The organism is Cohnella rhizoplanae, assembly GCF_948329515.1.
In the GTDB taxonomy this organism is placed as follows: Bacteria; Bacillota; Bacilli; order Paenibacillales; family Paenibacillaceae; genus Cohnella; species Cohnella rhizoplanae.
Map to the genome: position 1 here is coordinate 51,554 of NZ_CAOJCN010000012.1, position 24,406 is coordinate 75,959.

The following is a 24,406-nucleotide window of genomic DNA, read 5'->3' on the forward strand; positions in this document are numbered from 1 at the left end:
CGATTCGAAGGCAAATGCGGTTACTCCCCGAGTAACCGCATTTGCCGATGACGGCCATCCTTTTATTCTTCGAACAGCTTGCGGAGTCCGCTGTCGTACGGCGCGGTCACGATGCCCTTCTCCGTGACGATGGCCGTCACCAGCTCGCTCGGCGTCACGTCGAACGCGGGATTGTATACTTTGACGCCCTCGGGCGCCGTCCGCTTGCCGAAGCCGAAGGTGACCTCGTCCGCATGGCGCTCCTCGATCGGGATGCTCGCGCCGGTCGGCGTCGACAGGTCGATCGTAGACATCGGACAAGCGACATAGAACGGAATGTTGTGCGCCTTGGCGAGCACCGCGACGCCGTACGTGCCGATCTTGTTGGCCACGTCGCCGTTGGCTGCGACCCTGTCGGTGCCGACGATGACCGCCTGCACCCAGCCCTTGGACATCACGTGCGCCGCCATGTTGTCCGTGATCAGCGTAACGTCCACGCCCGCCTGCTGCAGCTCGAACGCGGTGAGGCGCGCGCCCTGCAGCACCGGCCGGGTCTCGTCCGCGTATACCTTGAGCGCGATGCCTTGCTCCAGCGCCAGATAGAAGGGAGCCAGCGCCGTGCCGTACTTGGAGGTCGCCAGTCCGCCCGCATTGCAGTGGGTCAGCACGCCCATGCCGTCCTGGAACAAAGTGAGGGCATGCTCGCCGATCCGGCGGTTGGTCTCGATATCCTCGGCCTGGATCCGCTGCGCTTCTTCGAGGAGCGCGCCGATGATCTCGCCGGTCGCGATGCCCGATGCCGCGAGCGTCTTGGCGCGTTCCTTCATGCGGTCCAGCGCCCAGAACAGGTTTACGGCCGTCGGACGCGACGTCGCGAGATGAGCGGCGTGCCGGAGCGCCTCCTCGGCCAAGGCCGCCGGCGATCCGCCGAAGCCCTGCACGCCCAGCACGACGCCGAAGGCGGCGGCGATGCCGATGGCCGGCGCGCCGCGCACGGCCAGTTCGCGGATGGCATCCCATACCTCTTGCGCCGTGGTCAGGCTCAGGTACACGGTTTGCTCGGGGAGCAGCCGCTGGTCCAGCAGCTCCAGCTTCCCGTCGTTCCACCGGATCGGCTCCAGCACGCCTTTAATCGGGTTCGCCGTATTTTGAATGTCGCTCATCGATCGATCTCCTTACGTTTTAAGTTCGTCTTGTCTGACTAGCTCCGGCCTCCGGCAGCCGTCTCGGCGATCCGGACGAGGTCCTCGATGGACGAGGCGGCGCGATTCGATACGATCAGGTTCCGCGCGATGTTCAGCGCCAGCCGCTGCGCCCGCTCGCGCGCCTCGCGGTCGGGGATCGTCGCGATGTCGGCGACTTGGGCAAGCCCGTATACGCGCCTCAGCGCCTTGGCCCCCGCGAAGCCGATCGTGTCCTGGAGCAATCGCTTCATATAATCGTCTTGATAACCCGGCACGGCGAGACGGCGATCCGTGCCGTGCGCGTCCCACAGCGCGCGGAACTTGCGCTCGAACCGCGTCCACAGCTCCGTCACGGTCGTGAGCAGATAAGCTCTTCGATCCCGGCGGGTAGATTCGTCCGCGCTCCAGTGCTCTTGACCCGCATAGTTCAGCAGCAGGTTCGCGATCGTCGCGCCGATGTCGAAGCCCATCGGTCCGTAGTAGGCGAATTCCGGATCGATGACCTTGGTCGACGTCAGCGTGACGAAGATGCTGCCCGTATGGAGATCGCCGTGGAGGAGCGCCTGGGCTTGGGTCAGGAACTTCTCGCGCAGCTTGGCAGCTTCGAGCTGAAGCTCGCTATCGCGCCATACCGCCTCCGCCGCGTCGCGCAGGTGAGGCTCGATATTGTTGGACTCCGCGTCGTAATAAGGAAAATTAAGTACGAAGTCTTCCGTAATCTTGCACAGATCGGGATTGATGAAGCGGCCGAGCTGCACCTTCTTGTCCTGCTGATTCATGCCGAGGTCCGACGTGAAGAACAGCGTGCGGGACAGAAACTCCGCGAGATGCTCGGCGAATTCGGGATAAACGCCGCCTTCGATCAGCCCCTTGCGCATAATAACGTGATCGCTGAGGTCCTCCATGATCGTAAGGGCCATGTCGGCATCGGACCGGTATACGACCGGCACGAGGCCGGGCGCGAGTTCGCCCTGCTTGATGAGCGCCTCGCCCTCGATCCGCGCGCGGTCGAGGCTGAGCGGCCACGAATCGCCGATGATCTTAACGTAGGGGAGCGCTTGCTTGACGATAAGGCTGCGGCCGGTCGCCGGCTGGGTGATATGGAATACGAGATTCAGGTTGCCGTCCCCGATCTCCCGGGAGACCAGTTCCTCGCCTGTCGGGAACACTTCTGTGAAAGTGCTGGCGATCTCGATGGCTTCGGATTCGCTCAGCGGATGATACTTGCTCATGAAAGGGGCACCTCCGGTAATGTGCGCGGCTTGTCCGCCGCGGGGCGGACGATCTACAAGACAGTATAGAACAAATCGCCCGGCAAGGCGAATGCTGACGGTCTCGATCCGGTTCCTATTATAAAGGTAAAATGGGCCTCGCGAACAGACGGAATAGCGGAGGCGTTTGATGTCGCCCTTAAGGCATGTTAAGGTATTGCCGAACGAAGATTACGGGAGGGATATGGATGAACGGTTCTAATCTCATCGTGCGTCTCGAAATGGATACGGACAGGGCGGCGTTCGGCGCGATCGCGACGGCGATCGGGGCGGCCGGCGGCGATATCGTCGCGATAGACGTCATACGGCCGGGACAGAAAAGCATACGCGATCTGACGATCCGCAGCGATGCCGGACAGGAGGCGATCGCCGCGGCGATCCGCTCCGTAGAAGGCGTGCGGATCGTGAATATCTCCGACCAGACGCTCCTGATCCATCTCGGCGGCAAGCTGGAGGTCACGCCGCGCATCAAGATCCGTACGCGCGACGATCTCTCCCGTGTCTATACGCCGGGGGTGGCCAAGGTATGCATGGCCATCCATGAGGACCCGGCATCCGCCTTTTCGCTGACGATCAAGCGCAACACGGTGGCTGTCGTCAGCGACGGCAGCGCGGTGCTCGGCCTGGGCAACATCGGCCCTGCCGCCGCGATGCCCGTCATGGAGGGGAAGGCGATGCTGTTCAAGGAGCTGGCGGGTGTCGACGCCTTTCCGATCTGCCTGGATACGCAGGATTCGGACGCGATCGTCGAGATCGTGCGCAGCCTCGCGCCCGGGTTCGGAGGCATCAACCTGGAGGATATTTCGTCGCCCCGCTGCTTCGAGATCGAGCGCCGTTTGCAGGAGCTGCTCGATATCCCCGTCTTCCACGACGACCAGCACGGTACGGCGGTCGTGCTGATCGCCGCGCTCATGAACGCGGCCAAATGCGTCGGCAAACGCATGGACGCGCTCCGCGTCGTCGTCTGCGGGATCGGCGCGGCCGGCATGTCGATCGTCCGGATGCTGCATTCGGCAGGCGTGCCGTCGGTGGTCGCCGTCGATCGCGAAGGCATCTTGGACCGAGACCGCGCGTACGACAACCCGGCCTGGCAGTGGTGCGCGCAGAACACGAACCCGGAGGGCCGCAAGGGCGGTCTGACGGAGGCGTTGGTAGGCGCCGACGTCTTTATCGGCGTATCGGGCCCCGGCGTGCTCCAGGCAGAGCAGGTTCGGTCGATGGCCGCCGATCCGATCGTGTTCGCGATGGCGAATCCGGAGCCGGAGATCCGGCCGGACTTGATCCAGGGCATCGCCGCCGTCATCGGCACCGGGCGCAGCGACTACCCGAACCAGATCAACAACGTGCTCTGCTTTCCCGGCATATTCCGCGGCGCGCTCGACTGCCGCGCTTCCCGCATCACCGAAGGAATGAAGCTGGCCGCCGCCAAGGCGATCGCCGCAGTCGTCACGGACGAGCAACTGAGCAGCGAATACATCGTACCAAGCGTATTCAACGCCGCGGTGGTCGAGAACGTGAGAAAAGCGGTCATCGACGCTGCCTATGCGGACAAAGTCGCCCGCAGGCAGGACAAGCGCAGTCTCCACGACGACGAAAAGGCGGGGCAAGCGGAGGCCGGAATGTGAAGCTGTATATTCATCGCAAGGACTTGCGGACCTCCGATCTGCCGGCGCTGGATTATATCGCCGCGAGCGGGGAAGCCAGCATGCACGCGCTGTTTCTCGATCCGTTCCTGCTGCGGCACGATCGGCTATCGGAGCATAGCGGCATCGCTTTCCTCCGGGCGGCCGGCAGGCTCCATGCGGCATACGAAGCGGTCGGCCGCAAGCTGAATCTGTTCTACGGCGAGCCGGCGCGCCTGCTGGCGGCTTTGCTCGCGCGTCACCCGGAGATCGGCGAGGTCGTCGTGCACGAGGATTACACCCCCTATGCGATCAAGCGGGATCGCGAGCTGGCGGAGGTCGCGCGGGAGCATGGCGTTATCTATCGCGCGCTGCCGGATCTCCCGCTCGCGCCCATCCGCGATTTTCATGAATGGACGGGCCGGCAGGAGGGCTACAAGGTATTCACGCCCTTCTATCAGCGCTGGCGGGCCTATCTCGCGCAGCGCTTCACAGCGGCGTACGTCATGACTTTACAGGATTTGACCGACGTGCGCGAGGCGGATTTGCCTGGCTTCGGGATCCCCGAAGCGGTCGCCGCCGTCATGCGCGCCGGTCCGCGCGTCCTGGACCCGGAGAGGCGTCTCCGCCAGTTTCTAAGCGGCGGGCTGACGCGATATAGCGAGGCAAGAGACGAATATGCGAGAGACGGCTCGAGCCGTCTTTCCGAATCGCTGAATTGCGGCGCGATCTCCGCCAGAACCGTATATGTCTCGGCCGGCGACGCTGCTTCCGAGGCGAAAGAGAGCTGGCTTCGGCAGCTGGCTTGGCGCGATTTCTATCTCTATCAATCCCGCATGGACCCGGACTATTTCCATTATGAGCGCAAGTTCGACCTGTCCGGCCTGGACGACCGGCATTTTGCCGCCTGGCGCGAGGGCAGAACCGGCATTCCGGTGATCGACGCCGCGATGACGCAGCTGAAAGAGACCGGCTGGATGCCCAATCGTCTGCGGATGACCAGCGCCATGTTTTTGACGAAAAATCTGCGTTGTCCTTTTATTTTCGGGGAACGATACTTCAGGCTGAAGCTGTCCGATTACGACAACGCGCTGAATAGAGGCGGCTGGCTGTGGGCTTCCTCCCTCGGCTTTGACGCCGCGCCATATTTCCGGATTATGAACCCTGTCACGCAGTCCAAACGCTACGATCCCCTAGGCGAATACCTTCGGACCTGGCTGCCGCCCTCCCGCGTGAATGCCGCCGCCTCGATCCACGAGCCCGCGCCCGACGCGATCGTCGACCTCAGGCAGTCCCGGCTGGACGCCATCGCGACCTACAAATCGATGTTCAAACGGGCGGCGCACGAACCGGATGAACGCGACCGCTCTCATTAATATAGATGCCTGCCTTGGCTTCCTTCCCTCGCATGCTATAATAAGGGGAGCTGATTCGACAGGAGGCGTGTCGACTATGGAACAACCGATCGCGCTGCGGGAATGGGCGGTGGCAGTCAAGGCGCTCGAGGCGGGCAAGCAGATCATGGTGCTGCGCAAGGGCGGGATCGCGGAGGAGACGCGGGAATTCCGGCTGGAGAGTCCGTCGTTTTTCTTGTTTCCGTCGTATGAGCATCAGCGCGAGCAGTTGGTGAAGCCGGGCGCGGATCCGAGCGTCGCGGAGACGATCGCAGCGTTTAATGCAAGCCCGGATACGATCACGATCTCTTCGTATGCCGACGTCGTAGCGGATATCGAGGTTACGGACAGCGAGACGCTGCAGAAGCTGGAGCCTTATCACCTATGGACTGAGCAGTATGCCGAAGAGCGGCTGAAGTGGAAAAAAACGAAGCCGCTTCACGTGCTGCTGCTGCGCGTCTACCTGCTGGACCGTCCGGTCGCGCTGCCGAACGGAGACCAGTACGGCGGCTGCAAGTCCTGGCTTCGTCTGGCAAGCGAGGTATCCCGCGCTGACGCGCGTCCCGTCCTGGGCGACGAGGCGTTTCAAGAACAATTGCAAGCCGTCAAGCATGCGCTTGACCGTCGCGGCGCCGGAGCGGGTCAGCCTCACTAGAGGCCGGACCCGGTTTGCATTTTTCATGACATTTTCATAAAATGGTGGTTGAGAATCACTGAGAATCACTTTAGAATAGTTATAAATAAGAAATGGATCTTAAGTGGCGACCGCAGGTTGCTTGCAAAAGGGGTCAGCCCCACTTGGCGTCCGTATATCCTGGAGGGAAAAAAATGTCCAATCTGTTCGAAATCAAGGGCTTGAAGTCGGAAATCGAAGGCAAGGAAATTTTGAAGGGCTTCGATCTGACGATCAAGGCCGGCGAAGTGCACGCGATCATGGGCCCGAACGGCACAGGCAAGAGCACGCTCGCTTCCTCGATCATGGGCCATCCCAAATATGAAGTAACGGAAGGTCAAGTCTTCCTGAACGGCGAAGACGTGCTGGAGATGGGCGTCGACGAGCGCGCGCTGGCCGGCCTCTTCCTGGCGATGCAATATCCGAGCGAGATTACGGGCGTCACGAACGCGGACTTCCTGCGCAGCGCGATCAACGCGCGCCGCGGCGAGGGCAACGAGATCTCCCTGATCAAGTTCGTCCGCCAAATGGAAGGCAAGATGAAGGAGCTCGAGATGAACCCCGAGTTCATGCACCGCTACCTGAACGAAGGATTCTCCGGCGGGGAAAAGAAGCGCAACGAGATTCTCCAAATGATGCTGCTCGAGCCGAAGCTCGTCATTCTCGACGAGATCGACTCCGGCCTCGACATCGACGCGCTGAAGATCGTCGCCGCGGGCGTCAACGCAATGCGTTCCGAAGAACGCAGCTTCCTGATCATCACCCACTATCAGCGACTGCTGAACTATATCAAGCCCGACCACGTGCACGTCATGATGCAGGGCCGCATCGTCAGGTCCGGCGGTCCGGAGCTTGCCGAGCGTCTTGAAGCAGAAGGTTACGAATGGATCAAAGAAGAACTGGGCATCGTCGACGAGACGGTCGGCCAAGCCTAAGAGGATAAGGGAGGTCATACAACCATGAGTACGCCTACCGCCTCTTTTGGCCGCGAAGCCGCATCCGGCATCGCCCGTAGCAAAAACGAACCCGCCTGGCTCGTCGCCTGGCGCGAAAACGCCGGCGAGCTGGCGTCCAAGCTCGAACTGCCCAAGCCCGAAAAGACGCCGATACAGCGCTGGCCGCTGGACGTATACGGCACGGACCGGCCGGGCGCCAAGGTCGAATCCGCCTCGCAGCTGCCCGAAGCGCTCGCGAAGCTGCTGCCCGCCGAAGCCGGCGGCGCGCTGATCGTGCAGCACAACTCCTCCGTCGTCTTCACGCACCTGTCCGAAGACTTGAAGGCGAAGGGCGTCGTGCTGACGAGCCTCGAGGAGGCCGCGCGCAGCCACGAGGCGCTGCTTCGCCAGCATCTGATGACGGCTTATACGCCGGATGAGCACAAGCTCGCGGCGCTGCATGCCGCGCTGTGGAACGGCGGCGTCTTCCTGTACGTACCGCGCGGCGTCGAGATCGAAGAGCCGGTCCAGGCGCTGCTGTTCGCCGACGACGCCCAAGCGACCTTCGTGCCTCACGTGCTCGTCATCGCCGAGGCCAACAGCCGCGTGACGGTGGTCGAGAACGCCGCGACGGCGATCGGAGAGGCCGCCGCAGGCTTCGTACTGAACGGCGCCGTCGAAGTGTTCGCCAAGGCCGGCAGCCAGGTCCGCTACGCGGCCGTGCACAGCCTGGAGACGAGCGCGATCGACATATCTTATCGCCGCGCGATCCTGGACCAGGACGCGCGCATCGAGTGGATCGTCGGCGAGCTGCAGGACGGCAATATCCTGTCCGACACCCGGTCGATCCTGAAGGGCAACGGCTCCACGTCCGACGCCAAGATCATCACGGTCGGCAACGGCAAGCAGCGCATGAGCCTGACGACGGGCGCCGTGCACTTCGGCCTCTCCACGGAGAGCGACATGATCACGCGCGCCGTTATGAAGGAAGAGGGCACCGCCGTCATCAACGGCGTGACCAAGATCGAGAAGGGCGCGACGCGCGCCAACGGCCAGCAGACCGAGAAGGTGCTCATGCTGAGCCCCAAGGCGCGCGGCGACGCGAACCCGATCCTGCTGATCGACGAAGACGACGTCAAAGCCGGCCACGCCGCCAGCGTAGGCCAGGTCAATGCGGAGCAGGTGCACTATCTGATGTCGCGGGGCATCTCGAAGACGCAGGCGGAGCGGCTGATCATTTACGGCTTCCTCGATCCGGTCGTATCCGAGATTCCGCTCGAGAGCGTCCGCGAGCAGCTGCAGCGTATCTTAGAGAGGAAGTTGGGTTAAAATGGACGCTCGCGCCTTAAGAAGCGAATTCCCGATTCTGGATCAGGAGATCAACGGTCATCCGCTCGTCTATCTGGACAACGCCGCGACCTCGCAGAAGCCGCGCAGCGTCCTCGACGCCATGAAGCGGTACTACGAGTTCGACAACGCCAACGTCCACCGCGGCGTGCACACGCTCGGCTCGCGCGCGACGGACGCCTACGAAGGCGCCCGCGAGAAGGTGGCCCGGTTCCTGAACGCCGCTTCTGCGCGCGAGATCATTTTCAACCGCGGCACGACCACCGGACTTAATATGGTGGCCGGCGGGTACGCCCGCCAGCATCTGCGCGAAGGCGACGAGATCGTCATCACGCAGTCCGAGCACCACAGCAACCTGATTCCCTGGCAGCAGGCGGCCAAGGCCACCGGCGCTACGCTGAAGTTTATCCCGCTGCAGGAAGACGGCTCCCTGACGCTCGCCGACGTAGAGGCGACGGTCACCGAGCGTACCAAGATCGTGTCGATCGCGTACGTGTCCAACGTGATGGGGACCGTCCATCCTGTCAAGGAGATCGCCGGGATCGCGCACAAGCGCGGGGCGATCATGGTCGTCGACGGCGCCCAGAGCTCTCCGCATATGAAGGTCGACGTGCGGGATCTCGACGTTGATTTCTATGCGTTCTCCGGCCACAAAATGTGCGGGCCGACCGGCATCGGCGCGCTGTACGGCAAAGAAGCGCTGCTCGAGAAGATGGAGCCGATCGAATTCGGCGGCGAAATGATCGACTTCGTCGAGCTGTACGATTCGAGCTGGAAAGAGATCCCGTGGAAGTTCGAGGGCGGCACGCCGATCATCGCCGGCGCGGTGGGACTGGGCGCGGCCATCGATTTCCTGGAATCGGTCGGGCTGGACGAGATCGACCGGCATGGCAGAGAGTTGTCGAGGTACGCGTACGGCCGTCTATCGGAGATCGAGGATATCGCGATCTACGGGCCGAGCGGCAACCGCTCGGGGCTGGTCACGTTTAATCTGGGCGACGTTCATCCGCACGACGTCGCGACAGTGCTCGACACGGAAGGCATCGCCATACGTGCCGGCCACCACTGCTGCCAGCCGCTTATGCGCTGGCTGAAGGTGAGCGCGACAGCGAGGGCGAGCTTTTACTTGTACAACACCGAAGAAGACGTCGACCGGCTGGTGGACGCGCTGGTCAAGACAAAGGAGTTTTTCCAGTTATGAGCCAGTTGGACGATTTATACCGTCGCGTCATCATGGATCACTATAAAAACCCGCGCAACCGCGGGACGATGGACGACGAATCCGTCACCGTCAACCTGAACAACCCGACCTGCGGCGACCGCATCTCGCTGCAGCTTCACATCGAGGACGGCGTCGTCCAGAACGCGCGCTTCACCGGCGAAGGCTGCTCGATCAGCATGTCCTCGGCATCGATGATGACGGACGCGGTCAAGGGTAAGTCTACGGAGGAGGCGCTGGCGTTGGCCGGCAAGTTCTCCTCCCTGATGAAGGGCGAGCAGGTCGAGTTCGACGAGTACGAGGATATCGACGCGCTGTCGGGGGTCGGCAAGTTCCCGGCCCGCATCAAGTGCGCCACGCTCGCCTGGAACGCGCTCCGCAAGGGCGTCGAGCACGACGGTCAGGGCAAAGTCGAAGAAAACGTCGAACAATAAGCTTGAGCAGCACCATTTACAGCACGATCAAGATAAAGGAGGGACATCGTCATGGCGAAGCAAATGCCAGATATGGAAGAATACCAATACGGTTTCCGCGACGAGCACAAGGCCGTATTTCAATCCGGCAAAGGCCTGACCCCCGAGATCGTACGCACGATCTCGGAGATGAAGGGCGAACCGGAATGGATGCTGAACTTCCGGCTGAAGTCGCTGGAGCAGTTCTACAAGATGTCAATGCCGACTTGGGGCGGCGACATGGACGAACTGGATTTCAACGACATCCAGTACTACGTCAAGCCGTCCGAAAGACAAGGCAAGACGTGGGAAGAAGTGCCGGAGGAGATCAAGGCGACGTTCGATAAGCTGGGCATCCCCGAGGCTGAGCAGAAGTTCCTGGCGGGCGTCTCGGCCCAGTATGAGTCCGAGGTCGTCTACCATTCGATGCAAGCCGATCTCGAAGCCCAAGGCGTTATTTTCACCGACACCGACACGGCGCTGCGCGAGCATCCGGAGATCCTCAAAGAGTACTTCGCTACCGTCGTGCCTGCGGCGGACAACAAGTTCGCGGCGCTAAACAGCGCGGTATGGTCCGGCGGCAGCTTCATCTACGTGCCGAAGGGCGTGAAGTGCGAGATCCCGCTGCAAGCCTACTTCCGTATCAATTCGGAGAACATGGGCCAATTCGAGCGCACGCTGATCATCGCCGACGAAGGCAGCTTCGTTCACTACGTCGAAGGCTGCACGGCTCCCGTGTACAGCACGAACTCGCTGCATAGCGCCGTCGTCGAGATCATCGTCAAGAAGGACGCCCGCGTCCGCTATACGACGATCCAGAACTGGGCGCCGAACATTTACAACCTCGTCACCAAGCGCGCCGTCGCCGAAGAGAACGCGACGATGGAATGGGTCGACGGCAACATCGGCTCCAAGCTGACGATGAAGTACCCGGCCGTCATCCTGAAGGGCCGCGGCGCGAAGGGCATGGTGCTCTCCATCGCCGTCGCAGGCAAAGGACAGCACCAGGATGCCGGCGCGAAGATGATCCACCTGGCGCCGGACACGACGTCCACGATCGTCTCCAAGTCGATCTCCAAGCACGGCGGCAAGGTGACGTACCGCGGTCTCGCTTCCTTCGGCCGCAATGCCGAGGGCGCCAAGGCGAACATCAAGTGCGATACGCTCATCCTCGACAACCTGTCGACGAGCGACACGATCCCGTACAACGAGATCTTCAACGACAACGTCACGCTAGAGCACGAAGCGACCGTCTCCAAGGTTTCCGAGGACCAGCTCTTCTACCTGATGAGCCGGGGCCTCTCCGAAGCCGAAGCGACCCAGATGATCGTCATGGGCTTCATCGAGCCGTTCACCAAGGAGCTCCCTATGGAGTATGCGGTCGAGATGAATCGCTTGATCAAGTTCGAGATGGAAGGCAGCATCGGCTAATATCGAGGGCTTTGCGCCCGGACACCCGAGCCGCTATATCGTTCATCGAACCGGGAGCCTCAGGCTTCCGGTTTTTTCCTTGGTTTTGCGAGCCGCATAGGCGATCCTGTTTGGATTCCCGGTCCGCGGGGTTCAATAGTTGATGAATTAACAATTTTAAGTAAAAAAAAAAGCGGCTGGGGGCGACGGCGATGTACGAACAACTCAATGAACTGATGATGCAGATGAATGCGGCCCGCAGAGCGTCGGATTCGGCCAACGACAAAGCGTTCGAAGCCCGGCAGCGTGCGATCAAACTGCAGTTCGACGCGACGAGCGCCGCGGACATGGCCGCGCTCGCAGCCGAAATGCTTGCCGCAGCGCAGGACAAGCATCAGATCATCAAGTTGGCTGCGGCCAGCAGGGAAGCCATAAGGCAGACAATAACGCTCACCGAGGCGGCCGCGCAAGCCGTCGAGGAAGCGAATGCATTAGACCGTCAGGTGACGGCCGCGTTCCAGGACTGCCGACAAGCGGCTTCGCGTCTGCTGGCCGTGTTGGACACCGTCGAGAGCCTTTAATTCTGCTGAGTCATTGCCGCGTGCCACGAAGTTCGACCGCTGACAACGGCATAAATCGGTTATCCATTAACCATCCTAACGACAGGAATTCCACATGGAACCTTCGGAGGGATGGTTATGTTACATTATCGTTTGTTCGTCAAGGCCGCTTGCACGGGCGTCGCTGCGGCCGCGCTGCTCGCCGTCGCCGGGTGTACGGACAATCCGGGCGACACGGCCAATCTGAGCCAGAGATACGCGCCCGTCCGGGTCAAGACCCATGATCAGACGCAGGCGGACCAGGCCGCGGAGACCAGCGTCATCCAGCTACACAGCATTCACCGGACAGGTTACGTCTCGCTCGCCGATGTGGCTCGTGCCGCCGGGTATACGGGCAGATGGCTCGGCGACGGCAGCTACGGCATCGGGGACAACGACCCCAGGTGGAGGTTCCGGACGGGGGAGAGCCGGGTGCTGAAGGACGGCAGCGAACGGAAAATGCCCGCGCCTGCCGTCAAAGAGAGCGACCGGCTGTACGTGCCCGCGGCCGGTCTGACCGAGCTTTTCGGCAATGAACTGGCGATGCGGACGAACGGGCGCACGATCTCCCTGCTGCCGCGCGCATTCGGACACGAGGCGGGACACGGCGGAGCGGGCATGGCCTTCGGCGACGGGGCGCCGAAGGCTTCTCGGACCGGGTCCGGCGGCGGCCAGCTGCGGATTGCTTCGACGGCGGGCGATGCGTCGGATATCATTGAGCGGGGTCGGAAATATCTGGGCGTTAAATACGACTTCGGGACCGGCGATTACGCGAAGACGGGGCTGTTCGATTGTTCGTCCTTCGTTCAGTTTCTCTTCGCGGACAAAGGCATCAATCTGCCGCGGACAGCCAGAGAGCAGGCGAATTACGGTACGGCCGTGAGCAGGGACAACCTGCAGGCGGGCGACCTGATGTTTTTCTACGTGCCCGGAAGATTCAAGACGGACAAGACGGTCGGCCATGTGGGCATCTACATGGGCGGCGGCAATATGCTGCACTCGAGCCCGGAGCCGGAGGACGGCGTGCAGATCACCGATATCAACAAGGACTACTGGCAGGAGACCTTCCTGTATGCCAAAAGGCTGCTCTAGACACCCTGCGGCTTAGTGACCGATAGCAAAGCCCCGGCCGAAGTGGACCGGGGCTTGCCGTCTATATGTCTTTTTATACCGAGATTTGTTCGATCTCCAGGTCGCGTTCGACGGAGAGGTCGATGAATGCGCCGTCCACATGGACGAGCGGCCGGAACGGATCCGTCGGATGCGTCATGATGATCGTGCCCCAGCGGCCGTCGGACAGCTTCGCGCGCTTGCCGATGAAGTTCGGGATCATCCGGTTGATGAACGTAAGCGTCATCTCCGCGTCCAGCTCGTAGAAGCTCAGACGGTACAGCTCCTTAAGCACGTGGAGCAGATCGCGCTTCTGCTGATAGACGCGGTCGGAGCTCATCGCGCTGTAGATGTCCGCGATCGCGACCACTCTCGACATCGGCTGAATCGATTCGTCCCGCAGCCGCTCGGGATAGCCTGTACCGTCACGGCGTTCGTGATGCTGCAGGGCGGCGACGGCGATGTCGGCGTCGGCGTACGAATCGGTCAGGATCTGATAGCTGTGGAGCGGATGCTTCTTGATTTCTTCGAATTCCTCGTCGGTCAGCTTGCCGCTTTTTTTAATGATGTCTTCGGGCAGCCGGCTCTTGCCGATATCGTGCAGGAATCCAGCCATGCCCATGCGAATCTGATCGTCTTCGCTCCAATCGAGCCACTTGGCCATGTAGAAGCACAGCATGCCGACCTGGACCGAGTGCTGATACGTATACTGGTCCTGGGTATGCATGCTCAGCATGAGCGAGACGACGTCCCGTTCCTCCTGGAAGTGCTTCACCAGCGGCTGGAAGCTCTCCTTCGCGTCTTCCTCGCGGATCTTGCCGTCCGCGAGCGCCTGCTTGAACAGCAGCTCGCAGCCCGCGACGGCATCTTCGAACTTGTACTGCAGCTCGGGCGGGAGCAGGTCGGCCGCGGTCTCCGAGGCTTCGAAAGACGGCGGGACGCGCTGCTCGATATCCACGTAGTCGATCCGGTGCTGATAGAGGCGGGAAAGGTCGTGCTCGTTCACGATGGCGCCGCAGGACAGGACGTGCAATCCGTAGGAATTGAAGATGTCTTGGGAGATCTGGTCGCCCGCTTGCAGATCGGTAATATGGATTCGCATCGCGCACCCCGTCGAATGGTCTTGTGCGGCATCAACGTCGGATAACCGCTTACAACCCACATGTTACCAAGTAATGGGAGGGTGCGCAATGGATTTTTGTCGAAAAGGGCCGGTTACTCGCCAAGCAGCTCGGCGTATAGCCGTCTGGCGGTCAGCGGATCGTCCGTGCCGGAAACGAGCGCGCGCCCGTCTGGGAAGAGCGCGAATACGAGGCCGTCCGGGCGGCGCAGCCTGAGCAGGTAATCGTGGAGCTCCACGATGCCGAGCTGCGTCCACCGCGCGGCCAGCCGCCCGAGATCGATCTCCGTATCCGAGGCCGGGGAGACCTGAACCGTCCGGCGCCCGCAGAGCGACGCGGTCAGCGGCTCTGCGCCTTCGCCCTCCAGCAGTTCGAACCGGCGGGCCGCGCATACGGGACAATCCGGCCTGCGGGCGCCGCCGATCTGAAGCTGCTGCCAGCCGGTGTGCCACAGATCGGTCTGCAGCAGCGCGCCGTGCAGCGCGTCCTCCCGGCCGCCGAGCAGTTTGATCGCTTCCATCGACTGCACGGACGCGACGAGATCGACGATCGGGCCGAGCACGCCGGCCGTCTCGCAGGTGTCCAGGGCGCCCGCGCCGGGCGGCTCGGGGAATAGGCAGCGCAGGCAGGGGCCGCCCGTGCCGGGGCGGATCGTCATCGTCATGCCCGAAGATCCGACGGCGGCACCGTAGATCCAGGGCTTGCCGTGCTTCGCGCTCCACTCGTTCAGCAGATAACGGACGCCGAAGCTGTCCGTGCCGTCCAGCACGACGTCCGCGCCCTGCAGCAGGGTCTCGATATTGCCTGCGTTCAGGTCGACCGCGTGCGGCTTGTACGCGACGCCGCCGTTAATCGAGGCCAGCCTGCGTGCCGCGGCGACGGCTTTGGGGATGCCGGATGCGGCGTCCGTCTCGTCGTAGAGCAACTGACGGTGCAGATTCGTCGTCTCGACGACGTCGCGGTCGATCAGGATGAGCCGTCCGATACCCGCGCGGGCGAGATGGTTGGCCGAGACGCAGCCGAGCGCGCCTACGCCGACGATCGCCGCGGTCGCGGCCGACAAGCGCGACTGGCCTTCGGCGCCGAACGCGGCGAAGCGGACCTGACGCGCATAGCGGTCCATGCCGGCGTCTCCGGGCCCGGTCATGGCAGCTCGCCCGCCGGAGGCGCCAGCGGGTCCCACGGCCCGGTCTGATGGCCCTTCCACTCCGAGCCGTCTTCGTAGACCTCGCGCTTCCAGATCGGCACCGTCTGCTTCAGGCGCTCGATCGCATAGCGGCTCGCGTCGTAGCCGGCCGCCCGATGCGGGGAAGAGACGGCGATCAGCACGCTGGTCTCGCCGACGCCGACCGGCCCGATCCGGTGATGGATCGCGCAGAGCGTGCCGGGCCAGCGGGCGTCGATCTCCTCGCCGATCCGGCGGAGCGCGGACAGCGCCATCGGCTCGTACGCCTCGTACTCGAGCGTGACCGTGCGCTGGCCGGCCGTCAGCTCGCGCGTCGTGCCGGCGAACAGCAGCGCCGCTCCGTGGTCGGGGTGATGCACGAGCGAGAGGACGTCCTGCGCGGCGAGCGGCAGCTCCGTCACCGCGTAGCGGGCGATGGGGCCTTCCTCCGCCGCGTCCTCGCCCGCGCCCGAACCGCCGGATACCGGGGGCAGCAGCGCGAGCTCGTCCTCGCGGTACAGCTCGGTCTCGTCCGACGCGAACGCTTGGTTGCGCGCGACGAATGACACCTCGATCAGGTCCGCCTGGGCCGGATAGGCCGCAGCCAGCCGCCGCTTGAGCTCGGCCGCCGAGAGGCGCTCCTCCGCGTATTCGGCCTCGAGCGCGCGCGTTCCGAGACGCTCCGCAAGGCCCGCGAACAGATATATTTTCCACTGATATACGGTCATGAACATGCCCTGCCTTCCATACGATTCACAAGGGGGTTGCCTTGTCCAAGCATACCATAATGCCTTTGAAAATGTTATGCTATAGCCATGTCAGCTAGTATCACAACTATAAGATGAAGAGCTTCCGGAAGGAGGGCCGTGCATTGACGGAATTAACGGACCGCTACAATCGCAAGCATACGTATCTGCGCATCTCCGTCACGGACCGCTGCAATCTGCGCTGTCTGTACTGCATGCCCGAGGAAGGCATGCAATTCATGGACAGGGACAGCCTTCTTACGTACGAACAGATCGCCGAGGTGGTGCGGACCGCCGCGGCATTCGGGATATCGAAGCTGAGGATCACGGGGGGAGAGCCCCTCGTCCGGCCGGGGATCGCGGATCTCATCGCGCAGCTCAAGTCCATACCGGGCATCGAGGAGATCTCGATGACGACCAACGGGCTCTTGCTCGGGTCCCAGGCGGCCGAGCTGAAGCGCGCGGGACTGGACCGGGTGAATATCAGCCTGGATACGCTGGACGCCGCCAGATTCCGGTTTATCGCCCGCAGGGGCCGGCTGGACAAGGTGCTGGAGGGCATCGAGGCCGCCGCCGAAGCGGGGCTCGGGCCGATCAAGCTCAACTGCGTGCTGCTCAAGGGCGTGAACGAAGACGAGATCGGACGGTTTCTGCGCCTCTCCGCGGACAAGCCGCTGCACGTCCGTTTCATCGAATACATGCCGATCGGCCATGACGACGCGGGCTGGCGTGATCATTACCTGCCGCTCACGCGGGTTATGGAAGAGGCGGAGCGGCTGGGCCTCTCCTATGAGCCGCTGCCCGAGGGACCGGCCGGCAACGGGCCTTCCGAGAACTTCAGGATCGCCGGCGGCGTCGGCTCCTTCGGATTGATCCATCCGGTCAGCAATCATTTCTGCGCCAATTGCAACAGGCTGCGCCTTACGGCGGAGGGCGATCTCAAGCCGTGCCTGTACTGGGTGGACGAGCTGAGCGTGCGGCCCGCGCTGGGATCTCCGGCGGCCATGGCCGAGGTGTTCATGAGGGCGATGCGCATCAAGCCCGAGAACCACGAGATGGCGGCCCTGCTCGCGGGGGACGCCCAGTCGCATGTGCCGACCGGGCGCAGGATGTCTCAAATCGGGGGGTAGGAGGCGTTATCTGTGCATAGCGGCAAGCTGATCTTGCTTCATACCAACGATATTCACAGTCACTTCGAAGAAGCCGCCCGCGCGGCCGATTATATAAACGAAGTCCGGCGTTCCGTGCCGGAAGACCGGCTGCTGCTCGTCGATTGCGGGGACCATCTGGACCGCGTGCGCATCGAGACCGAGGGCACGGGCGGCGCCGTGAACCGGCAGCTGCTGACGCGCCTCGGCTACGAGGCGGCGACGCTGGGCAACAACGAAGGCCTGACTTACTCGCCGGACGAGCTGGACCGGCTGTATGCCGGATCGCGGTTCTCGGTCGTCTGCGCGAATCTGAAGCTCGCTGCGGGCGGCCGTCCGCCTGAGTGGATGAAGCGGTCGCTGATCGTGCGAAAAGCGGGACTTACAGTAGGGATATTCGGACTCACGGTGCAGTTCAGCGAGTTCTACGAACAACTGGGCTGGGAAGTGTCCGATCCGTTCGAAGAAGCCGCCTCATGCGTCGCCGAGCTGCGGGCCGGCTGCGACGTCGTCGTCGCGCTCTCGCACCTCGGCCTTCGCCAGGACGAGCGGCTGGCGAGCGCCGTGCCGGGCATCGACCTCATCCTCGGCGCGCATACGCATCATCTGCTCGAGGTGCCGCTCGTCGTCTCCGGCACGACCGTCTGCGCGGCCGGCAAGTTCGCTCGCCACGTCGGCGTAGTAGAGATCGAGCGGCGCGCGGACGGCCGCGGGCTCGTCATCTCCGGCCGCGCCGTGCCGACGGAGGGGCGGCCGGCCGACCCGGAGACGGCCGGCATCGTCGCGGCCGCGCTGCAGGAAGCCAAGCTGGCGATGGCCTCGCCAGTCGCAGAGCTGTCCATGCCGCTGGGCGGCGACGCGGACGCCGAGAGCCCGCTCGGCACGCTGCTCGCCGGCGCGCTGCGCCGCGCGACCGGCGCCGAGATCGGGCTGACCAACGCCGGGCAGCTGCTGGACGGATTGGCGGCGGGACCGGTGACGCGCGAGCGGATTCACGCCGTATGTCCGTCGCCGATCAATCCGTGTCTCATCGAGCTCTCGGGCGCCCGGCTCGTCGAAGCGTTCGAGGAGAGCCTGCTGCCGGAGTTCATCGGCCTGCAGTTCCAGGGCTTCGGCTTCAGGGGCAAGGTGCTGGGCCGGCTGTGCACGGACGGGGCCGAGGTGGTCTACGATCCCGCGGCTGCGCCCCGCGCCCGCATCCGCGCCGTCCTCGTGAACGGAGAGCCGCTGGACGAATCCCGGATTTACAAGGTCGGCACGCTCGACATGTTCACCTTCGGCATCGGGTACGTCGGACTGAAGCAAGGCCGGGTGGCGCGATATTTCCTGCCGGAGTTCATCCGCGATCTGCTGGCCGAGTCGCTCGGCGACGAAGCGGCGGTAGCGGATTGCCTCCGTCCGCGATGGACGGCGAGCGCCGCCGCCAAGGCTCTATAGGACTCCTCCGTAGGACCAAAGCCTGGGATAACAGCATGAGCGAAGTCAAAATAAGTCCGCTTCGATCGTCGCGCATGACGAATTAGCGGACTTATTTTGTTTGTTAGGACGGGGATTGGCGAATACTGTCGATTTTAGGAAGGAATATCTTGTCAATGCCCTCTAAATCTCTTACATTATCATAAGAAGATTCCGATGATATAGCCAGAGACGCTGTCGGCGTATTACGCAGCAGCAAGGAGGGAATTAAGGGACTATGCGCTTGATGCCAGTGACAGCTTGCCTCCCGGGAATGAGGCTGGGTAAAAGGATTTTCTCCGAAGATGGCATCGTGCTGCTAGCTGAAGGAGTCGAGTTAACCCAGGGTCTGCTGAATCGGCTGAGCAGTATGGGCATTCATTACGTCTATATAGAGGATCCTCGGACGGAAGGCATCGAGATTCCGGAGCTCATCAGCGAGGAGACGCAGCGGCGCGCGCTCATGACGGTCAAGAACGTATTCCGGGAGATGTCCGATAATTCCCGTCGCGGCGTCTACCCCTACGTCGGCAAAGCCGTGCGGGAGGCGATGGCGACGATCCTGGACGACCTGTACGCCCACAAGGACGCGATGATCATGCTCCTGAATCTGCAGAGCGTCGACCATTATCTGTACCTTCACTCGCTGAACGTCTGCGTCTATACTTCGCTGCTCGGCATCGCGCGCGGGTACAGCCGCGACGAGCTGATGACGCTGGGTCTCGGTTCGCTGCTTCACGACGTCGGCAAGTCGCGGATCCCGCTGGACGTTCTATTGAAGCCGGGGGCGCTGTCCAAGCAGGAGTTCGAGGAGATGAAGCGGCACACCGAGCGCGGCTTCGTGCTGCTTAAGGACGAGCCCAACCTGCCCCTGATCGTCGCTCATTGCGCATACCAGCACCACGAACGGCTGGACGGCTCGGGGTATCCCCGCGGCATCGGCGGCAGCGAGATCCACGATTACGCCAAGTGGATCGGCATCGTCGACTCTTACGACGCGATGACGAGCCACCGGATATACCGCAACGCGATGCTGCCCCACCAGGCCGTAGAGCTGCTGTACGCGGGCAGCGATACGCTGTACGACACGGAGATGCTGCGTCAGTTCCGCGACAAGGTCGCGATCTACCCTGTCGGCATGACCGTGGAGCTGTCGAGCGGCCAGAGCGGCGTCATCGTGGACGTGAATACGATGACGCTCCATCGCCCGATCGTGCGGGTGCTGACCAACGAGGGCGGCGAAGAGCTGAAGAGCCCGTACGACATGGACCTGTCCAAGCACCTGTCCGTCATGATCTCCCGCGTCGTGACGAACGGTCCGGCCTTAACCCAAGCATAACGGCAAGCGAGAGCCCTCGGAGCGGCATGGATCCGGGGGCTTTCGTTTGCTTTAGCCGCCGCTTACCCGGTACAATAGCATTACATTCCGACAAGACAGGGAGTATGACCGATGATTGGCTCCGCCCAAGCCGGGACGGGCGCCCCCTTCGCGCCGCCGGCCGATCTCACCCCGCTGTCGCCTGCGTACGATCCGTGGGATCCGATCCGTTCGCTGCAGGCGTACGGCAAGCACGCGCTCACGAGCGTCGAATTTACAGTTACCCATTTATGCAATATGAGATGCGAGCACTGCGCGGTCGGCGACAGCCTGACGATGACCGAAGCCGAGGCGCTGCCCATCGACATGATGCTCCGTCGGCTCGACGAGGTCGAGCACCTGGAGACGATCAGCCTTACCGGCGGAGAACCGACGTTCAGCCTGGCTACCGTGAACAACGTGCTGATCCCGCTGCTCAAGTACGCGCGCTCGCGCGGCATCCGCACGCAGCTCAATTCCAACGTAACGCTGGACTACGGCCGGTACGAGCTGATCGCGCCCCATCTGGACGTCATGCATATTTCATTCAACTATACGGAAGCGGAGGACTTCCACCGCATCGGCTTCGCGCGTACGGGGCGCGAGGTGGGAGCGGGGGCAGCCGGCCGCATGTACGAGCGCATGATGGACAACGCGCGGCGGCTCTCGGAGGGCGGCCTGTTCGTCTCCGCCGAATCCATGATCAACTACCGGACGCACGGCAAAATGAAGGAAATCCACCGGCTCGTCGGCGAGATGGGCTGCAGCCGGCACGAGGTTCACCCGATGTATCCGAGCTCCTTCGCTTCCAACCTGCCCGTCATCACGAAGCGCCAGATGCTCGAAGCCGTCGAGGAGCTGCTCGACGTCCGGCGCCGCGATATGTGGATGCTGTTCGGCACGCTGCCCTTCTACGCGTGCGGCGACGACCCGCTCGAGCGCCGGCTGCTGCGCCGGCTCGCATCGGAGCCCGGCGTCACCGTGCGCAACGACCCCGACGGCCGCAACCGCGTGAACGTCAATCTGTTCAGCGGCGATGTTTATGTGACCGACTTCGCGGCCGTCCCGCCGTTCGGCAACGTCAAGACGGAGCGCCTGGACGACGTGTTCGCCCGCTGGCAGGCCCATCCGATGCAGCGCGGCCTCAATTGTCATTGTCCTGCCGCGGGCTGCTGCGGTCCGAATCTATTGGTGACCGATATGTACTACAAGGACGTCGACTTCACCCGACGCAGCGCGATCGTCTGATCGCAAGAGGCGGGCTGCGCTTAGCGCTCGCCTTGCCGCAGATGCCGTACGAAAGGAAGCTGAAGCTTTTTGAACACCGAATTGCTGTGGGGCTCGATCTTCTGGCATGCCGCCCTCGTATTGTTCCTCGTGCTGCTGAACGGCTTTTTCGTGGCGGCCGAATTCGCGCTGGTCAAGGTGCGTCAGTCGAGGCTCACGCAGCTGACCAACGAGGGCAACGTCAGGGCGAAGTACGCGCTTAAGGTCAACCGCAAGCTCGACGTCTACCTGTCCGCCACGCAGCTCGGCATCACGCTCGCGTCGCTGGGGCTCGGCTGGACGGGCGAGCCTGCGATCGCCGACCTGATCGTCATCCCGCTGCTCCACCAATACGGCGTGACGAACGAGACGACGATCCATACGATCTCCTACATCATCGCGTTTAGCGTTATTACGTTCCTGCACATCGTGCTGGGCGAGCTCGCGCCCAAGTCGCTCGCGATCCAGAAGTCGGAGGGCGTCTCGCTGTGGCTGTCGATCCCCCTTCTGTTTTTTTACAGACTGTTCCTTCCGGTCATCTGGCTGCTGAACAACGCGGCCAATCTGCTGCTTCGTCTGGTCGGCGTGAGACCGGCGAGCGAGCACGACGCGGCGCATACCGAGGAAGAGATCCGCATTCTCATGAACGAGAGCGCCAAGAGCGGGATCATCGACAAGGAAGAGATGACGCTGTTCGACAACGTGTTCGAATTCTCGGAACGGGTGGCCCGCGAGGTGATGCTGCCGCGCACGGACATGGACTGCATGTTCGTGAATCTGCCGTACGAAGAAAATATGAAGATGGCCTATCGGGTGAAGCATACCCGATATCCGGTCGGCGTGGAGGACAAGGATCAGATCATCGGCTTCGTACATATCACGGACGTGCTCACGGCCGATCCGGACGAGGTGCAAGATCTGCGCGCCTACCTGCGCCCCATCCTGAGCGTGCCCGAGTCGATGGAGATCAGCCGCGTGCTCAAGCTGATGCAGCGCCACAAGTCGCAGGTCGCGATCGTCATCGACGAATACGGCGGCACGGCGGGCATGCTGACGGCCGAGATGATCCTCGAGGAGATCGTCGGGGAGATGCAGGACGAGTTCGACGACGAGCCGCCGAGCGTGGAGATCCAGGGAGACGGATATTCGGTCGACGGCCGCATGCTGATCGAGGAGGTCGACGATCTGCTGGGCATCGAGATCGAGGAGGAAGAGGTCGATTCGATCGGCGGCTGGCTGTTCAAGGGTCTGGACGGCAACGTCGCGGAGGGCCGCAAGATCGTGGAGCAGGGATTCGTGTTCGAGATCACCGAAGTGGAACGTCTAAGAGTCCAACGCGTACATATCTATCGGTATATACAGTCGGATGCGGACGACCTGACGGACCCGCCGCCCGACCAGGACTGACCTTATTCCGAATTCGCCGCATAGGCGGCGACCGACCTTGAAAGGTGTGAACGCATGCCGCTGCGCACAGTATTATTGATGGTTCTGGGACTTGGCTTCCTCTATTTGCTGTTCACGATCGGCGCGCCGTTCCTGCTGGCCCTGATCGTCGTCATTTTCCTCGAGCCGATGACCAAGCTCTTCATGACGCGGCTTAAAATGAACCGTCTGGCGGCGTCGACCGTCACGAGCACGTTGTTCACGGTCATCCTGCTCGGGCTGATGGGGCTGATCGGCATCAAGATATTCGCCGAGCTGACTTCGTTCTGGAGCAACCTGCCATCGTACCTGAAGAGCGCCAACGACTATATCCAGGACGCGCTCGAAAAGGCGAGCAATTCCTACAACGGGCAGGGCGGCGATCACGGTCTGCCGATCAAGCTGGAGAGCCTGACGAACAATCTGACCGATTGGCTGTCCGGTCTCGCGACGTCGATCTCCAAGCCGCTCGTCGGGTTCGCAGCCGGCATACCGAGCTTTTTCGTCGTCTTGATCGTGTTTTTCGTCGCTGTGTATATGTTCAGCCTGAGCCTTCCTACGATGATGGCCTCGTTCCTGTCCATCTTCGCCGAGGAGTCCAGGAGTCAGGTCTCGCAGGTCATGGAGAATCTGCGCAAGTCGATCTTCGGCTTCCTGCGTGCCCAGTTCGTGCTGAGCTTGATGACGTACATCATCTCCTTCGTCGGACTGCTGATCATCGGCACCGGTTATCCGCTCGCGATCGCGCTGCTCATCGTCGTCGTCGATATTCTGCCGATCCTCGGGACCGGCTCGGTTCTGGTGCCTTGGGCGGCCTACATGCTCCTGACCGGCGATACGTACGCCGGCGTAGGACTTATCCTGCTCTTCCTCGTCATCACCGTCGTCCGGCGGATCGTGGAGCCCAAGGTGCTTGGCGACGCCGTCGGCATCGGCGCGCTGCCCGCGCTCATCAGTCTTTACGTCGGCTTCGAGCTGGTCGGTCTCGTCGGCGTATTCCTCGGCCCGGTCGTCGTCATCGTGTACATGGCGGCGCGCAAGGTCGGATTGATTAACCTCAAGATCAAGCTGTAGCCGGTACCCGGCTCTTGCACGGGATAGATCCGCCAGCCCTCGCCGAAGTTTCCGGCGGGGTTTTTTTTATGAGACAGGCCATCCAAATATATCCATATGCAACGTTCAGATTGCGCCCATGGGCGCATACGCTAGAGCAGTATGGCGTACGGTCACGCCGAAGGAGGGAATCCTCATGTATGACAACCAGTGGCGGGAATGGCGCCCTTACGCCAGCCCGGACGATCCTTGTCCCCCCGTGCCGGTCAAAAGGTATATCGTGCCGCCCAATCAGTATATTTACTTTCAGCCGTCCAACCTTCCGCAATTTCCGCTAGACGAAGCGTTGTTCAAAGGAACGCTGTGGCCGGCGTTGTATAGCCCCTATACGTCGCGCTGCAACCGCAAAGGAGGCTGAGAGGCTTGGCGGACAGAGAAGAGGTCTTGAACCGAACCGGGGAAAACGCCTATGCGC

Annotated in this window: 22 protein-coding genes; 17 read left to right on the plus strand and 5 right to left on the minus strand. The window is 62.4% G+C overall.

Going from position 1 to position 24,406, the window contains the following annotated elements:
- Positions 1–62: 62 nt before the first annotated feature.
- Entirely contained in the window at positions 63–1,142 is a 1,080-nt protein-coding gene (gene mtnA / locus PQG80_RS17695) for an S-methyl-5-thioribose-1-phosphate isomerase (protein WP_271752764.1), read from the minus strand.
- A gap of 38 nt (positions 1,143–1,180) precedes the next feature.
- Complete coding sequence (gene mtnK, locus PQG80_RS17700) at positions 1,181–2,395, minus strand: S-methyl-5-thioribose kinase (RefSeq protein ID WP_271752765.1); 1,215 nt, start codon at positions 2,393–2,395, stop codon at positions 1,181–1,183.
- Between the two features lie 227 nt (positions 2,396–2,622).
- On the opposite strand from mtnK, the gene PQG80_RS17705 reads away from it, so the two are divergent.
- The 10 genes from PQG80_RS17705 to PQG80_RS17750 all read left to right on the plus strand — a co-directional run bounded on the left by PQG80_RS17705 (position 2,623) and on the right by PQG80_RS17750 (position 13,177).
- Complete coding sequence (locus PQG80_RS17705) at positions 2,623–4,059, plus strand: NAD-dependent malic enzyme (RefSeq protein WP_271752766.1); 1,437 nt, start codon at positions 2,623–2,625, stop codon at positions 4,057–4,059.
- Positions 4,056–5,432 carry a cryptochrome/photolyase family protein gene (locus PQG80_RS17710; protein WP_271752767.1) on the plus strand — a complete coding sequence of 459 codons (1,377 nt, stop codon included), beginning with the start codon at positions 4,056–4,058 and terminating at the stop codon, positions 5,430–5,432. Before PQG80_RS17705 ends, PQG80_RS17710 begins: the two co-directional genes overlap by 4 nt.
- Before the next feature lie 76 nt (positions 5,433–5,508).
- A complete protein-coding gene (locus PQG80_RS17715) occupies positions 5,509–6,105 on the plus strand; it encodes a DUF1802 family protein (protein WP_271752768.1) in 597 nt (198 codons plus the stop codon).
- Positions 6,106–6,278: 173 nt separating this feature from the next.
- Positions 6,279–7,058 carry a Fe-S cluster assembly ATPase SufC gene (gene sufC, locus PQG80_RS17720; RefSeq protein WP_271752770.1) on the plus strand — a complete coding sequence of 260 codons (780 nt, stop codon included), beginning with the start codon at positions 6,279–6,281 and terminating at the stop codon, positions 7,056–7,058.
- Positions 7,059–7,082: 24 nt separating this feature from the next.
- Positions 7,083–8,387, plus strand: a complete 1,305-nt coding sequence (gene sufD, locus PQG80_RS17725) for a Fe-S cluster assembly protein SufD (protein WP_271752771.1) — start codon at positions 7,083–7,085, stop codon at positions 8,385–8,387.
- A gap of 1 nt (position 8,388) precedes the next feature.
- Positions 8,389–9,606: a cysteine desulfurase gene (locus tag PQG80_RS17730; RefSeq protein ID WP_271752772.1), complete on the plus strand. Its 1,218-nt coding sequence runs from the start codon at positions 8,389–8,391 to the stop codon at positions 9,604–9,606.
- On the plus strand, positions 9,603–10,058 hold the full coding sequence (sufU, locus tag PQG80_RS17735; protein WP_271752773.1) for a Fe-S cluster assembly sulfur transfer protein SufU: 456 nt from the start codon (positions 9,603–9,605) through the stop codon (positions 10,056–10,058). The genes PQG80_RS17730 and sufU overlap by 4 nt, the downstream gene beginning before the upstream one ends.
- Positions 10,059–10,109: 51 nt before the next feature.
- A complete protein-coding gene (sufB, locus tag PQG80_RS17740; RefSeq protein ID WP_271752774.1) occupies positions 10,110–11,507 on the plus strand; it encodes a Fe-S cluster assembly protein SufB in 1,398 nt (465 codons plus the stop codon).
- 191 nt (positions 11,508–11,698) lie between these two features.
- A complete protein-coding gene (locus PQG80_RS17745) occupies positions 11,699–12,067 on the plus strand; it encodes a hypothetical protein (protein ID WP_271752775.1) in 369 nt (122 codons plus the stop codon).
- A gap of 117 nt (positions 12,068–12,184) precedes the next feature.
- Positions 12,185–13,177, plus strand: coding sequence for a C40 family peptidase (locus tag PQG80_RS17750; protein WP_271752776.1), 993 nt, complete (start codon positions 12,185–12,187; stop codon positions 13,175–13,177).
- A 73-nt stretch (positions 13,178–13,250) separates the two neighbouring features.
- On the opposite strand, the gene PQG80_RS17755 is transcribed toward PQG80_RS17750, so the two are convergent.
- The 3 genes from PQG80_RS17755 to PQG80_RS17765 all read right to left on the minus strand — a co-directional run bounded on the left by PQG80_RS17755 (position 13,251) and on the right by PQG80_RS17765 (position 16,209).
- Positions 13,251–14,297: an HD-GYP domain-containing protein gene (locus tag PQG80_RS17755; RefSeq protein WP_271752777.1), complete on the minus strand. Its 1,047-nt coding sequence runs from the start codon at positions 14,295–14,297 to the stop codon at positions 13,251–13,253.
- A gap of 113 nt (positions 14,298–14,410) precedes the next feature.
- Positions 14,411–15,463, minus strand: a complete 1,053-nt coding sequence (locus tag PQG80_RS17760; protein ID WP_271752778.1) for a ThiF family adenylyltransferase — start codon at positions 15,461–15,463, stop codon at positions 14,411–14,413.
- The gene (locus PQG80_RS17765) at positions 15,460–16,209 is read right to left on the minus strand and encodes a molybdenum cofactor biosynthesis protein (RefSeq protein WP_271752779.1); all 750 of its coding nucleotides are present in this window, start codon (positions 16,207–16,209) and stop codon (positions 15,460–15,462) included. The genes PQG80_RS17760 and PQG80_RS17765 overlap by 4 nt, the downstream gene beginning before the upstream one ends.
- Before the next feature lie 143 nt (positions 16,210–16,352).
- Here PQG80_RS17765 and moaA point away from each other — a divergent pair, with 143 nt between their 5' ends.
- The 7 genes from moaA to PQG80_RS17800 all read left to right on the plus strand — a co-directional run bounded on the left by moaA (position 16,353) and on the right by PQG80_RS17800 (position 24,349).
- Positions 16,353–17,357 carry a GTP 3',8-cyclase MoaA gene (moaA, locus tag PQG80_RS17770; RefSeq protein ID WP_271752780.1) on the plus strand — a complete coding sequence of 335 codons (1,005 nt, stop codon included), beginning with the start codon at positions 16,353–16,355 and terminating at the stop codon, positions 17,355–17,357.
- 12 nt (positions 17,358–17,369) lie between these two features.
- Complete coding sequence (locus tag PQG80_RS17775) at positions 17,370–18,812, plus strand: bifunctional metallophosphatase/5'-nucleotidase (RefSeq protein WP_271752781.1); 1,443 nt, start codon at positions 17,370–17,372, stop codon at positions 18,810–18,812.
- 331 nt (positions 18,813–19,143) lie between these two features.
- Positions 19,144–20,169: an HD-GYP domain-containing protein gene (locus PQG80_RS17780; RefSeq protein WP_334219830.1), complete on the plus strand. Its 1,026-nt coding sequence runs from the start codon at positions 19,144–19,146 to the stop codon at positions 20,167–20,169.
- Between the two features lie 111 nt (positions 20,170–20,280).
- Positions 20,281–21,435 carry a radical SAM/CxCxxxxC motif protein YfkAB gene (gene yfkAB / locus PQG80_RS17785; protein ID WP_271752783.1) on the plus strand — a complete coding sequence of 385 codons (1,155 nt, stop codon included), beginning with the start codon at positions 20,281–20,283 and terminating at the stop codon, positions 21,433–21,435.
- 69 nt (positions 21,436–21,504) lie between these two features.
- Positions 21,505–22,860 (plus strand): hemolysin family protein, encoded by a 1,356-nt coding sequence (locus PQG80_RS17790; RefSeq protein WP_271752784.1) that lies wholly within the window; start codon positions 21,505–21,507, stop codon positions 22,858–22,860.
- Positions 22,861–22,914: 54 nt separating this feature from the next.
- Positions 22,915–23,952: a sporulation integral membrane protein YtvI gene (gene ytvI, locus PQG80_RS17795; RefSeq protein ID WP_271752785.1), complete on the plus strand. Its 1,038-nt coding sequence runs from the start codon at positions 22,915–22,917 to the stop codon at positions 23,950–23,952.
- A 175-nt stretch (positions 23,953–24,127) separates the two neighbouring features.
- Positions 24,128–24,349: a spore coat associated protein CotJA gene (locus PQG80_RS17800; RefSeq protein ID WP_090115542.1), complete on the plus strand. Its 222-nt coding sequence runs from the start codon at positions 24,128–24,130 to the stop codon at positions 24,347–24,349.
- Positions 24,350–24,406: the final 57 nt, after the last annotated feature.

What these genes read in the sequence shown, in the direction of transcription:
- mtnA (WP_271752764.1), bottom strand. Translation starts at nt 1,142, where the DNA reads ATGAGCGACATTCAAAATACGGCGAACCCGATTAAAGGCGTGCTGGAG.
- mtnK (WP_271752765.1), bottom strand. Translation starts at nt 2,395, where the DNA reads ATGAGCAAGTATCATCCGCTGAGCGAATCCGAAGCCATCGAGATCGCC.
- PQG80_RS17705 (WP_271752766.1), top strand. Translation starts at nt 2,623, where the DNA reads ATGAACGGTTCTAATCTCATCGTGCGTCTCGAAATGGATACGGACAGG.
- PQG80_RS17715 (WP_271752768.1), top strand. Translation starts at nt 5,509, where the DNA reads ATGGAACAACCGATCGCGCTGCGGGAATGGGCGGTGGCAGTCAAGGCG.
- sufC (WP_271752770.1), top strand. Translation starts at nt 6,279, where the DNA reads ATGTCCAATCTGTTCGAAATCAAGGGCTTGAAGTCGGAAATCGAAGGC.
- sufD (WP_271752771.1), top strand. Translation starts at nt 7,083, where the DNA reads ATGAGTACGCCTACCGCCTCTTTTGGCCGCGAAGCCGCATCCGGCATC.
- PQG80_RS17730 (WP_271752772.1), top strand. Translation starts at nt 8,389, where the DNA reads ATGGACGCTCGCGCCTTAAGAAGCGAATTCCCGATTCTGGATCAGGAG.
- sufU (WP_271752773.1), top strand. Translation starts at nt 9,603, where the DNA reads ATGAGCCAGTTGGACGATTTATACCGTCGCGTCATCATGGATCACTAT.
- sufB (WP_271752774.1), top strand. Translation starts at nt 10,110, where the DNA reads ATGGCGAAGCAAATGCCAGATATGGAAGAATACCAATACGGTTTCCGC.
- PQG80_RS17745 (WP_271752775.1), top strand. Translation starts at nt 11,699, where the DNA reads ATGTACGAACAACTCAATGAACTGATGATGCAGATGAATGCGGCCCGC.
- PQG80_RS17750 (WP_271752776.1), top strand. Translation starts at nt 12,185, where the DNA reads ATGTTACATTATCGTTTGTTCGTCAAGGCCGCTTGCACGGGCGTCGCT.
- PQG80_RS17755 (WP_271752777.1), bottom strand. Translation starts at nt 14,297, where the DNA reads ATGCGAATCCATATTACCGATCTGCAAGCGGGCGACCAGATCTCCCAA.
- PQG80_RS17760 (WP_271752778.1), bottom strand. Translation starts at nt 15,463, where the DNA reads ATGACCGGGCCCGGAGACGCCGGCATGGACCGCTATGCGCGTCAGGTC.
- PQG80_RS17765 (WP_271752779.1), bottom strand. Translation starts at nt 16,209, where the DNA reads ATGACCGTATATCAGTGGAAAATATATCTGTTCGCGGGCCTTGCGGAG.
- yfkAB (WP_271752783.1), top strand. Translation starts at nt 20,281, where the DNA reads ATGATTGGCTCCGCCCAAGCCGGGACGGGCGCCCCCTTCGCGCCGCCG.
- ytvI (WP_271752785.1), top strand. Translation starts at nt 22,915, where the DNA reads ATGCCGCTGCGCACAGTATTATTGATGGTTCTGGGACTTGGCTTCCTC.
- PQG80_RS17800 (WP_090115542.1), top strand. Translation starts at nt 24,128, where the DNA reads ATGTATGACAACCAGTGGCGGGAATGGCGCCCTTACGCCAGCCCGGAC.